General features: G+C 43.1%; 11 protein-coding genes. 3 read left to right on the top strand and 8 right to left on the bottom strand.

Translation table 11 applies throughout. From position 1 onward, the window contains the following. Window positions 1-38: 38 nt before the first annotated feature. Window positions 39-758: a GntR family transcriptional regulator gene (locus ACGTNH_RS04425; protein WP_394585268.1), complete on the top strand. Its 720-nt coding sequence runs from the start codon at window positions 39-41 to the stop codon at window positions 756-758. A 90-nt stretch (window positions 759-848) separates the two neighbouring features. Here the strand turns inward: ACGTNH_RS04425 and ACGTNH_RS04420 are convergent, their stop codons facing one another. Further along, window positions 849-1,769, bottom strand: a complete 921-nt coding sequence (locus tag ACGTNH_RS04420; RefSeq protein WP_394585265.1) for a DMT family transporter — start codon at window positions 1,767-1,769, stop codon at window positions 849-851. Window positions 1,770-1,901: 132 nt separating this feature from the next. Between ACGTNH_RS04420 and ACGTNH_RS04415 the strand changes: the two genes are divergently transcribed. Continuing rightward, on the top strand, window positions 1,902-3,347 hold the full coding sequence (locus tag ACGTNH_RS04415; protein ID WP_394585262.1) for an aminotransferase-like domain-containing protein: 1,446 nt from the start codon (window positions 1,902-1,904) through the stop codon (window positions 3,345-3,347). A 411-nt stretch (window positions 3,348-3,758) separates the two neighbouring features. On the opposite strand, the gene helD is transcribed toward ACGTNH_RS04415, so the two are convergent. Next, entirely contained in the window at window positions 3,759-6,092 is a 2,334-nt protein-coding gene (helD, locus tag ACGTNH_RS04410; RefSeq protein ID WP_394586133.1) for an RNA polymerase recycling motor HelD, read from the bottom strand. A gap of 234 nt (window positions 6,093-6,326) precedes the next feature. Between helD and ACGTNH_RS04405 the strand changes: the two genes are divergently transcribed. Beyond that, the gene (locus ACGTNH_RS04405; protein WP_394585259.1) at window positions 6,327-6,542 is read left to right on the top strand and encodes a hypothetical protein; all 216 of its coding nucleotides are present in this window, start codon (window positions 6,327-6,329) and stop codon (window positions 6,540-6,542) included. 92 nt (window positions 6,543-6,634) lie between these two features. Here the strand turns inward: ACGTNH_RS04405 and aac(6') are convergent, their stop codons facing one another. The 6 genes from aac(6') to ACGTNH_RS04375 all read right to left on the bottom strand — a co-directional run bounded on the left by aac(6') (window position 6,635) and on the right by ACGTNH_RS04375 (window position 12,318). After that, window positions 6,635-7,069: an aminoglycoside 6'-N-acetyltransferase gene (gene aac(6') / locus ACGTNH_RS04400; protein ID WP_394585257.1), complete on the bottom strand. Its 435-nt coding sequence runs from the start codon at window positions 7,067-7,069 to the stop codon at window positions 6,635-6,637. A gap of 124 nt (window positions 7,070-7,193) precedes the next feature. Continuing rightward, the gene (locus ACGTNH_RS04395; protein WP_394585254.1) at window positions 7,194-7,940 is read right to left on the bottom strand and encodes a L,D-transpeptidase family protein; all 747 of its coding nucleotides are present in this window, start codon (window positions 7,938-7,940) and stop codon (window positions 7,194-7,196) included. Between the two features lie 211 nt (window positions 7,941-8,151). Next, window positions 8,152-8,301, bottom strand: coding sequence for a hypothetical protein (locus ACGTNH_RS04390; RefSeq protein ID WP_394585252.1), 150 nt, complete (start codon window positions 8,299-8,301; stop codon window positions 8,152-8,154). 179 nt (window positions 8,302-8,480) lie between these two features. After that, window positions 8,481-9,329: an N-acetylmuramoyl-L-alanine amidase gene (locus ACGTNH_RS04385; protein ID WP_394585250.1), complete on the bottom strand. Its 849-nt coding sequence runs from the start codon at window positions 9,327-9,329 to the stop codon at window positions 8,481-8,483. 291 nt (window positions 9,330-9,620) lie between these two features. Further along, entirely contained in the window at window positions 9,621-10,937 is a 1,317-nt protein-coding gene (locus ACGTNH_RS04380) for a TrkH family potassium uptake protein (RefSeq protein WP_394585248.1), read from the bottom strand. A 124-nt stretch (window positions 10,938-11,061) separates the two neighbouring features. Further along, window positions 11,062-12,318, bottom strand: a complete 1,257-nt coding sequence (locus ACGTNH_RS04375) for a YeeE/YedE family protein (protein ID WP_394585245.1) — start codon at window positions 12,316-12,318, stop codon at window positions 11,062-11,064. Window positions 12,319-12,392 lie beyond the last annotated feature (74 nt).

Below are 12,392 nucleotides of genomic sequence, written 5' to 3'. Positions count from 1 at the left end.
TTATAATGAAGACAAAGACAAAAGTGAAGTGGTGACCTATGAAAGATCAACACACAAAGAATACAGAATCATCCATTAACATCGAAAAAGTAAAACAAGATTTAGAACCTATTATAATAAATGTAACCGAAAGAAAACTTCCTCAGCGGGCATATCAAATCCTTCGGTTAGCCATTAGAAACCTGAAATTACTTCCTGGAAAGACCATCCTGGAGAGAGAAATTGCAGAGGTCCTTGGCATGAGCCGCACCCCCGTCAGAGAAGCATTAATTCGTCTGCAGACAGAAGGGGTCGTCAAACTTATACCGAGAAAAGGATTTGAAATCGAACCGATTGAAGCGAAGGATTTGCGTGAAATCTATGAAGTTGTCGAAATGCTCGAAGGTTTAGCAGCCAAGCTGTCAACGACCACCATTCAGCAAGAACAGCTGTCTGAATTAGAAACGCTGATTGAGCAGCAGGAACAAGCGATTAACGAAGAGAACCTGGCAGAATGGGCAAGACTTGATAATCTATTTCACTTCAAAATTATCGGCTATGCTGAAAATAAAAGACTGTTAAACGTTATCGACGTCCATGCCGATTTATTGTATCGAGCACGTCTCATTACAGTAAAAAAGCGCCCCTTACCGTTTCAATCAATCATCGAGCACCGGGCAATTGTAGCCTGTATGAGGGCACAGGATGGAGAGGCTGCTCAGGCTTCTATGCAGTCCCATAGAAAACGGGCGAGAAACGAGATTCTAAAAGCCTTATAAACGTACGAGTGTATAAACCAGGGAAGTAGTAAAAGGCGTTCTAACGCTGCTTTTTACTTCTTCCCTTTTTTTTAGATTATATTAGGCTTCCTATGAACCCCTCAAATCATTTACCGGCTTCGTATAAGCCATTCTTTTTTCCACTTCTTTTTCTTTCATTGTATATAAGGTGGAGAGGGAAACCCCCATTAACACAACAACCCCACCAACGATAGAAAGGAACGCCGGGACTTCACCTAACCAAACCCACGAAATACCGATGGCAGCTGCAGGCGTAAGGTAAAAGCAGCTTGTCGCTTCAGAAGCCCCTTGCTTTAAGGTCGCATAAGCAATCGCGAAATAAGGGATAATCGTAGGCAGAAGCCCGAGGTAAAGGACGGTAATGAGACCTTCCGCAGAAGCCTGCTGAATCGCTTCAGTAATGCCGGGGGTGAAAAACAGCATAAATAAAGTCCCTGCTAAAATGGTATATGTCGTAAATGGCAGGAAGCCGTATTTTTCTAAATAACGGGACTGCAATACAAAGTAAAAACTCTCTCCTATCGCAGCCACCAGTATGGCTAGGATCCCCCATTCAAAATTAAATTCTCCTGTTGAACCGAACGTTACAAGCACCATCCCCAAAAAGGCCACAATGGAACCGATCCAGCCGAATTTACCAAAGGTTTCTTTTAATAACACTCTGGCAAGTACCGCAGAAAAAAGAGGTGTGGTCGAAACAATAAGACTTGCCACTCCGGCGTCTATCGTCTCTTCTCCTATGCTGAGGAAGGTATGGTAAACCGAAAACCCGAGAAACCCGAGCAGCAGAATGACTGGAAGGTCTCTTGCTTCCGGCAGTTTCATTTTTATAGCTATGGCGAAAACCAAAAGTCCTATGGCTCCAATGAGCAGCCGAAGCATCGATAAATGAAGCGGTTCAAACGATTCCAGACCGACTTTAATGGCAGGAAATGCTGAAGCCCACAAACCAACTGCGATGGCATAGGCGAACAAAACTTTTATAGTCATATAGGCATCCTCCTTTTGTAAACCTACAAATTGGGTCGTTTCCATTCATATGGTATAGTATTTAGATACTATTGGAATCAACCATTCTCTTGAAAGAGATCCCAACCAATTTGCGACAAAAGGATGAACCAAATGAAGGATAAAAAAACAGAGAAGACATCCATTCATTCTTACAGAGACATTGTCAAATGGATTGAAGAAAAAATAGAAAGTGGTGAATGGTCCGTCGGGCGGAAACTTCCTGCTCAAAGGTCCTTGGCATCCCAGTTTGGTGTCAATCGAAGTACAGTCATTCATGCTTTTGATGTACTAAAGGAAAAAGGCCTCATAGAATCCAAAGCAGGCAGCGGCACCTATATTTCGAACCGCTTTTCGTCCGGCTTAGCGAACAGCTTGATAAACTGGAACGACTTTTCTAAGTACAGCGTCCATCCCACGAATCACCAGACCGTTAGAAAAATAAACAAGTGGGAGCTCGACGATTCCCTCATCCAATTAGGAAAAGGCGAACTTCACCATTCGTTATTTCCAAAGGCATCATTTAAAGAATCGCTTCGCACGCTGGGAGACAATTATGAACATTACGGATATAACAATGGAACAGGCGACGACTGTTACCGGGAGGCTGTGTCAGCGTATTTACAAAAGAGAGGTATACCTTCGACGCCAAATACAATCCTGCCAGTTTCCGGCGCGCTTCAAGCTTTACAATTAATTACCCTCGGCTTGATGCAGCAGGGTTCAACTGTATACGCTCCCTCCATCTCCTATATCCATTCCTTACATGTCTTTAAAACATCCGGGATGAGATTAAAAAGTATTCCATTCAAGGGACAGACGCTTAACACCCAGACTTTACGTGAGGATTTATATCGACGTACGCATTCATCTATTTTGTTTACGAACCCGACGTTTCATAATCCAACGACTCAAACGATGGGTCTTACCAGCCGCCAGGAATTAGTAAAGCTGTCAAACGACTACACACTGCCCATTATAGAAGATGATATCTTCCGTGATCTTTGGTTGGACGAGCCGCCCGAGCCTCCGATTGCTTCCTTAGATAAGAGCGGACATACCTTGTTAATTGGGAGCTTTTCAAAAACGATGGCTCCCAGTCTAAGAATCGGCTGGATTGCAGGACCTGTAGATGTTATAGAAAAGTTAAGCGACTTAAGAATGCAGCTTGACTATGGTACAAGCTCCCTTCCGCAGCTCGCTATGTACGATTTTCTTGAAACAGGAAAGTATGAACAGCATTTGGAAGCGCTGCGGGCTGAGCTTCGCTGCAGGAGAGATGCATTGGTCCATCTTTTGGAGAAAAATATTGGCGATTTTGCTTCCTGGGAAATTCCAAAAGGCGGCATGTTTATATGGGTACGGTTTTCTGAAGATGTAAATGTGCGCAGGCTATTTTCTTCTCTCGTTCATAAAGGGGTCCTTATTAATCCGGGTTTCATTTATAGTTCTTACGATAATCAATATGCAAGGCTTTCGTATACGAGCGCGTCGCTGGAGGAGATGGAACGGGGCGTGAAAATCATTCGAATGGTTTTAAAAGGTGAGCCTAAAGCTTAATGGCAGGTTACATCGTTTGTTTAAGATGACTTTCTTTAAATTTTTTAAAAGGTAGCACACCATCGCTCCGTCAAAATACTCCGCTTTCCGTGGGCACGGCCTCAGCTTCCTCAGAAAGTAAAGTGCACTTTCCTGCGGGATCTTCGGCTCGTGCTGTTCCCACAGGAGTCTGCGTATTTTGACTACACTAATGGACTTTCGAACACTCGTTTTTTTGCACCAGTTCTATACTTACATCCCTATCTCGATTATCTGTTCACAAATGAATCAGTTCAAAGTACTGAGTGCATTCCAATATACACAAAAAAAGAAGCTTACCCTTCGTACGGATAAGCTACTGGTTCGGAAGACTTAGATTTCAGATTCTACTTCACTGTGTGCTTGGCACGACAGGCTGATGCTGCATCTAAATTAATCCTGCGAGGTCTGCAATTTTGCTGATGGAACATTTTCTAAAAATGGGTTGGGCTGCCCTACGCTGTAAATGTGCAGCTCATGCATCGCTCGCGTACATGCTGTATAAAACAATCGGCGCAGACTTTCTTCCCCATATGTTTGATTTGAGGCGTTGTAAATAATAACCGCATCAAATTCGACACCTTTTGCCAGGTATGCCGGAATCACAATTACACCTTGTTCATACTCGCCTGTGTTCTTTTTAACGAGTTTAATGTTTTTTATCGCACGAAGAGATTGATAGGCAGCGGAACTTTCGGCTGCTGATTTACATATGATGGCGATGGTTTGAGATCCACGGTTCTGTAAGTCTTCTACTTTAGCTGTTATGGCTTCACGCAATTCATCATGGGCCGCGAGAACGGTTAGCGCCGGCTTCTCCCCTTCCCGGTCAAAAGCTTTAATTTGTTCACCTTCTGGCACAAGTTCACGGGTAAACTCAATAATCTGCCGGGTCGATCGATAACTGCGATCTAACGTGATACGTTCCGTTTCATCAGGTCCATAAAGGCTGGTCAGCGAATGAAAGTCAGCAAAATGATTGCTGTGAGCAAATATGGCCTGGTTAAAGTCGCCGAGCACCGTCATCCGGGCCCTTGGAAATAACCTCTTAATAAACTCAAACTGAAAAACAGAATAATCCTGGGCTTCATCGACAAGTACATATTTAATAGAAGTATTGGACTGAAAGCCTTGAATCAGTTCTTTCAACAGCAAGTATGGCGTCGCATCCTCGTGATGAAGCTTGCCGTCGTCCAGCATTTCTCTCGTCATCATGCAAATTTCTTCCCACTCTGGCGGAAGGTCTTCATCTTCCCAAAGCTTTTGACTCATCGATCCTTCAAAGATCTGCCTGTATAATTTTTTTATATGAATAAATTCAAGAGCTTCTACTTTTTTACGCAAGGGCTTCAGCTTCCTGCGCACGATTGCCCGGGTCAGCAGCTTATTCTCTTTTTTGTAAAAATCAAACGTATCCTCATTGAATGTATCTAATTGATTGTAAACCTTTTGCAGCTCTTCTTTGCTGAGCAGTTCGATTTCTTCCTGTACCCAGGCCTTTTTCATTTCCAGCTTTTCCGCTTGATCAATTTTTCTTAAAATCCACTCTTTCAACTTATCAATACGATTATGAAAGCGCAGAGAGGTATCTTTACTATAAAACATGCCTGAGATTTGTTTTGAGGAAACGATCGTCTGCCCGCGAAATTTGAGCCCTTTAAACACCATTCCCGAAACCTCTAAGGATTCCCGGTACTTATTGATTCCTTCAAAAAAGCTGGATGAAGCCTTAAATTGAATGCTGTCTTTTCTTGTTTTATAGTGGGGGTCATCTTTAGCTTCCAGCAGATACTCCAATTGATCATAAGGATCCTCAACAGTAAACGATTGACTCAGCCGGTATTCCAAATAATCCTGAAAGGTTTCCTGCTGCATATTCTCTTCTCCAAGCTCAGGTAATACATGAGAGACATAGTTGCTGAACATCGTATTAGGAGAAAATAAAATGATTTGATCCGCCTTCAAATTTTCCCGGTATTTATAGAGAAAATAAGCAATTCGCTGGAGAGCCGCCGATGTCTTGCCGCTCCCCGCAGCACCCTGTACAAGCAGCAATTTACCACCGACGTTGCGAATGATTTTATTTTGTTCCCTCTGAATCGTGGCTACGATACTCTGCATATGCTTATTCGACCCTTTGCCGAGCACTCCTTGAAGAATCTCATCCCCGATCGTAATACTCGTGTCGAACATGGATTCAACCACACCATTATGAATGTTATACTGCCACTTCTTTTCAAGCTCCCCCGTAATGACTCCATCAGGAATAGAGTATGCGGCCGGGCCGGGAGGATAATCATAATAAATACTTGAAATTGGAGCCCGCCAATCGTAAATAAGAATCGTCTCTTTTTCTTCATCCGTAACCGTCGAAACGCCAATATAAATCTGTTCGGTGACCCCGGTGCCATCTTCAGCAAAATCAATTCTGCCGAAATAAGGGGTTTTCTCTATTCGTTTAAGTCTCTCCAGTCTGTTATAAGCAAATCTATGTGTACTTTGACTTACAGACAAATCCTGCGCCTGCTGTCGCATTCCGATAATCGTCTCCAGGTAATCGTCAAATGTATCCATATTAATTTTAAGATCATCCCAGAAGTGCTTACGGATATGAATCACTTCTTCTTTACGCTTGGCTGCGTCTTCTTCAACCTCGTTTATTTGCTTCGTGATGGTTTCCATAACCATTTCCAAATACGCTTGCTCTTTCCGAATATCATGGTTCAGAAAAACCACTCCTTTTAAATACAGATTGAGGGATTGACTCTTGAAAAATAATGTATTATAATTAATATAGGAGATAATATGCATACATATATTAAAAAAGAGTCACTGATTTAATTTAACACAATCTGTACCTTAAATCAATATATAATTACTGCTAATCATAAAGAACCAGCTGAGCATAAAGCGCGGCTGGTTTTTCTATTTTTAAAAGATATACAATAGGAGTGAGTGTAAATGGTTTGTTTTAAAAGATCTGAATTAGTTGAAGCCAGGCGTCAAATTGACTCAACTGTAAATAAACTTAAAGAATCAGTAAAAACGCTTGAAGCGAAAGTAAATCCCACTAACTATAAATCCCAAATCACCTTAGCTAACAGGCGGATAGAAGCATTTCAAATCTCAGTATGCCTGATTGATAGAGAAATAGATGAACTTGAGGAAAAAAGCTGACTTTCTGTAAAAAATTATCTTTGAAGGTTACTACGAATGACTGTCCCTCCTGCCCTATGGTTTTCTGCTCACGGTTGGTGGATTGTTCACCGTTATATATCTTTTTTAAAACAAATAATACGATTCACCTCATTAAATCCCAGTCTAAGATGCATGGCTAAGCTTCCCTCATTTTCTAATTCACAATCACTAGCAAATTCTTGGCACCCTTTTCTCTTTGCCCACTGCTCACATGCTTTCACTAGTTGTACAGCTACCCCTTGATGACGAAAGTCCTTTTTTACATAAAGTCCTTCTAAATAGCCCACCGGACTTGAACGTGTGCCTTCAACATAATCATATCTCAGTTGGCACTGGGCAAACCCGATAGTTTGGCCAGCATGATAAGCTAAGAAGATCCTTGCATCAGGCTGTACAATCAGCTGCGACATTTCTTCAGTAAATTGCTCTAATGAGTGCCCTGGCCAAAGTTGTACAGCCATGTGCGCCACCTCTTCTGCTTCTTGTAAAGTTGCCTCTTTCAGCATAAAAAACCCCCAAGTCCTTCACTAAAAATTCGAGAAAATATGTTAGGATAGTCAAATTCTTACACATAAGAACCCCCGAATAAAGACTTTTTTAGTATGTCTTTCATTCGGGGTATAGATTTGTTTATTTACTAAATAATGCTTTCCTCGTATTAGGCCCAACAATACCATCCGCCACTAATCCTTTTGACTTTTGGAACTTCTTAACCGCCTTTAAAGTCTGCGGTCCAAAAGATCCATCTGCTGTAATGCTCAGTTTTCTCTGCAGAATTTTGACTGACTCCCCTTTACTGCCATACCTTAAGGTTTCGTTAAAGGCTTCATATCCTGCGACTACTTTTTTGGCTTTGCCCACTCCATATTTATCGGCTAATGCAGTAAATGATGTAGATGTGCTTGTAATATAGACCGGAATATTATGATCTGCCCGGTCATACAACCAAATGACATCTTTATTATGCATTCGAATACAACCGTTTGACGCGTAAGTTCCAATCGAGGACGAATTATTGGTTCCATGCACGCCATAAACGTTTCCTGAGGTATGTCCCCAGTCACCCGGAACTTTTAGCCCGAGCCATCTTGCACCTAGAGGATTCCGCGGGTCCCCGCCTGGAATATTTCCTTTATACCAGGGCCTGTTCTTAACCTTATTAACAAGTGTAAATTTCCCTTCCGGCGTTAAACCTTTCGTTTTCCCCGTTGCTACAGGAAACACTTTCTGAAGTTTACCTTTTTCATAAAATGCCAGCTGGTTACTACTTTTGTTAATAATAATAGCTTCGTTCTGGGCAGCTTCTGCCGGCTTGGCCATAAAGCTCAAACTTACTACCAAAATCCCCAATACCAACGCGATATTTTTCAGCTTCATTCTCTTTCCTCCATTAATTCCCTTAGTAGTTTGGAAATATTATACTCCGGGCAACAGGGAATTTATTGTCGGAAATGGCTGTCGAAAAATATAAATTTGCTTCCTTGGTATCGCATAACAAACGGGATCGTTTCGTTCGAAAAAAATGGAAACAGGGAGATGAGACTCCTTGTTTCCATTGTGTATTAATTAGAGGGAAGTTTTCCCTCTTTTATTTTTTTGTAGTGGGTGTAGCAGCGGGTGCGGCTTTCACTTTGTCCTCTAACTTTGCCGCCTGTTCCTCTGTAATTTCAATTTCATGACCAGGGGAGACGACTTTTCCATCTTTTACTAAATAATCGTTCGCAATAAATGTTGGCATTCGCCTATTCTCCTTTTTGTTCTCCTTTACAAGGAGGAGGTTTACACAATAATTACTATATCAATCGGTGTCGAATTTGCAAGTATTTTGCTCCTCTCAAACCAACAAGAATAGAAAAATAACCCAACCCTTTCGCTCGTTTAACGAATCAGGATGGGTTATTCACCTGCTCTATGAAACTATTTTCTAAAATACCTCACATAATTCGAATTCGCTGAAATGTAAGCCCCGCTCTTAAGACGGTACATTTCTCCTCCGCCCACTGTGAATTTATCACGCGTAACAGTGAAAACTTCTCCCCTGCTTACGATCTCTCTACGATCGTCCCAGTCCGGAGAATTATACGTCCACAGCGAGTCCGTTACAATTTCTACATAAGCCTGGGAACGGCGCGTCAGGTTTAACGCTTCAGCAATGCCTAACGCATGGCCTTTCGCAATATTCGTTTTATACGTTTCTGATTTTAATGCATTCGCATCCGCGGCATTGTCGATAAAACCATTCTCGGTAAGTACAGCAGGCATAGCTGACTGCCTTACCATGTGAAAATTAGCTTCTTTCTTGCCTCGATCTCGAAAACCTGTCTGGTTCACAATCTCATCATGGACGATCCCGCGCAGACGATTCGTTTCTGCTTTCCCACCATAACTTCCATTATATGTATAAGATTCAAATCCCGATCCACCGCCGGCATTCACATGAATAGAAACTAAGTAATCGGCCCCCCAGCTATTGGCCTTGTTTGTACGCTCATCAAGAGACAGTTTCTGATCCCCGGTACGGGAGAGCTGAACCTCATGTCCCTCGTATTCGTGGTCTAAGATATCCTTCGTCTTTAAAGCAAGATCGAGCGTCACATTTTTTTCCTGAAGTCCATTCCCTGTTGCTCCTGGATCTGAGCCGCCGTGACCGGGATCAATAAATATTTTCGTAGTTTCTGCGTGAACGACTTTATTCTCCACATCCAATGCAAAAACAGCTAAAACTAATAATACAACTGCGATCGACAACTTCCACTTACCATTCATTTTTAAAATAATCTGTTCATCCTCTATCGATAGTATCGTCTTGATTTATCCTTCCAAAAACAGTAGAACCAACAGCACAGCATGAAGAAGTTAAATCAATCGATCCCCTCCTGTCTTCCTAATAATCATGTAAAATCTTGAAATCTTGTTTATTATAACAAACAAATGCTAGAAAAATTTAAGTATTTTGCCATAAAATGTCGAAATAAGTCAAACGGTGCGGTTCGCAAATACTAGATTGCTATAAAAAAGACCCCGCCGCATGGCGAGGTCAATAAGTTTTATGAAAAATTACCCAGTCATTACATCTTCCTTTGGATACTTCACAAGATCAGGGGTGTGACTGGCGAACGCAAAGGCAAAAGTTAACGGTCCGAGCTTGCCGATGAGCATCGTCAAAATTAATACAGATTTTCCTACAATGGTTAACTCCGTTGTTAAACCCATTGACAAACCGACTGTGCCAAATGCAGATACACATTCAAACAGGATCGTTAAAAACGAGACGTTCTCCGTTATTTCCAGGATAAAAACTGTAACAACGACGACTGCCATGCTGACCACAGTTAAAGCTAACGCGCGCATAATCGTGTATGGGCGTAAATTCCTTTGAAACAGCACGATATTTTCTTTACTTTTAAACACAGCAACCGTGGAAAGCAGAATCGCAAGCGCTGTCGTTAATTTAATGCCTCCCGCCGTAGAAGCACTTCCTCCGCCGATAAACATCAACGTGATGGTATAGAAAAGAGAAGCCTCCTCCATCGACGCCGTATCTATCGTATTAAACCCTGCTGTCCGCGGCGTAACGGCCTGGAAGTAAGCAGCCGCCAGCTTCTGACTTGAACTCATAAACCCTAACGTGTCGGGGTTGTTATACTCCAGGACAAAAATGACCAGCATACTGAACACGTTGATCAGTAAAGTGCCAAACAGCATCACTTTTGTGTGCAGCGACAGATGTCTGAACTCTTTTTTCTGCCACAAATCAAAGACGACCGTGAAGCCGATCCCGCCGATAATAAAAAGCAACGAGATGACAATGTTGATGACGGGATCAAAGACGTAGCCTGATAAACTATCCGACCAGATGGAAAAGCCTGCATTGTTAAAAGCGGAGATTGCGTGAAACACACTTGCATACAACCCGCTGCTCCATCCAAGCTCCGGCACCCAACGCACCGAGAGGATGATAATCGCCACCACCTCAACAGACAAAGAGAAGAATAGCAGCTTTTTCGCTAAGGCGACCACTCCGCCAATTGCAGATTGATTTAACGCCTGCTTCATTAATAAGCGCTGCCTTATGCCGATTTTCTTTCCTAACGCCATGTAAATTAATATCGCGAACGTCATAATGCCAAGCCCGCCGAGCTGAATTAAAGCTAAAATGACGACTTGACCGAATAAGGTAAAAGCCTCTCCTGTATCAACGACGGCAAGTCCTGTAACGGTCATCGCTGAGGTGGCCGTAAACAAGGCATCGGTGTAATGAATCGATCCGTGTGTTGCGATCGGTACAGCCAATAAAATACTTCCGATCAAAATTGACACAGTGAATACAAGGATTAATATTTGAGGCGGCTCCGGCTTATGAACATATCGCATGCTTCAACCATCCTTTGACTGAACTTCATTCTATTGTCTAAATATACTCCTGCCCTTCAGAGGATTCAACATCATTTTTTCAAAATAAAAATCGTCATGTGAACGAGTCACATGACGATTGAAGTTAACAAAAGGAATCTTTTGATTTCGGAACAGATAACCCAAACAAAGGTCTGAGATAAAGCGCTAAGAAAGTTCCGCCTAACGCGAGAATCCCCCAAAGGTAGCCGTGAAGACTGAATGAGGCAATACCTCCAAAGTAAGCGCCGATGTTACAGCCGAACGCCAGACGCGCGCCATAACCCATCAGCAAGCCTCCGATGACAGAAGCCATTACATTTTTCACATTGAGCTTGGAAAATTTAAAGAGACCGCCTGCTGCAGAAGCCAGGAATGCTCCTAAAATAACGCCCAAATTCAATACTGTCGTAGAATCGGCAAAAATGGAGGATTGCAATACCGCTGCGTTCTCACCCTGCCAGTAGCCCCAGCTCGCGACATCCATTCCAAAGAACTGGGCGACTTTTGACCCCCAGAGGGCAAAAGCGGACGTAATGCCCCACGGAGCTCCGCGTGTCATTAACGTTAACGCATTAAGCACGGCAAGTACGATCGCCGCTGTGAACAACGGCCAGGAACCACGCAGAATTCGCTTCCAGCCGCTTGTAGACGGCACAGGCGCCATCTTCGGTGCTTTTTTCTTCTTTTCTACCACTAAGGTAATCCATGCAATGATACCAAATAAAGCAATCGACAGCAGCCACGCGCCGCCGTAGCCAAGACCTGTGGATGTAGCCAGCGATACAGGTTCAAACGCTGGAAGATCTTCGGTCCAGAACGGCAGGTGTGCAGCACCAATCGTTGAGCCGATAATAAAGAACAGCAATGTCACAAGCATAACCGAGCGTCCGCCTCCAACGGCATAAAGCGTACCAGATGCACACCCGCCGCCAAGCTGCATGCCGACGCCGAACATAAACGCACCGACAAGCAGGCTGATGCCTACCGGAGAAACATAACCGGCCACTTCCCCTCCGAAGAAGGTATAGCCAAATGCCAGAATGGGCGCAAACAATGTAACTGCCACAGCCAGCATGAGCATGTGCGAACGTAAGGCCTGTCCATTACCGACCGACATCATGCGGCGGAAGGCAGACGTAAAGCCAAAACGGGCATGAAATAACGTGTAGCCAAGCAATAGACCAATGACGAGCAGCAGCGCCTGCACAACATTTTGGGTCACCATAAGAAATACCATTAAAATAGCACCAACGATCAGACCGCCGGCAATGAGCGGCATCTGCGGACGATTTAAATCAGCATCTTCTCGCTTGACGGGGTCTTTTACTTCATCTATAGGTTGAACTTTTGTAGTAGCCATTTATATAAACACCCTTTTCCTTATCAAAATAGTAGGAATTACTTCAATTAGGATAACGAGTTTTGCGGGGAATG

The sequence above is a fragment of the Halobacillus sp. B23F22_1 genome (genome assembly GCF_043497005.1).
Lineage (GTDB): Bacteria > Bacillota > Bacilli > Bacillales > Halobacillaceae > Halobacillus_A.
This window is presented reverse-complemented; position numbering and strand designations above follow the sequence as displayed.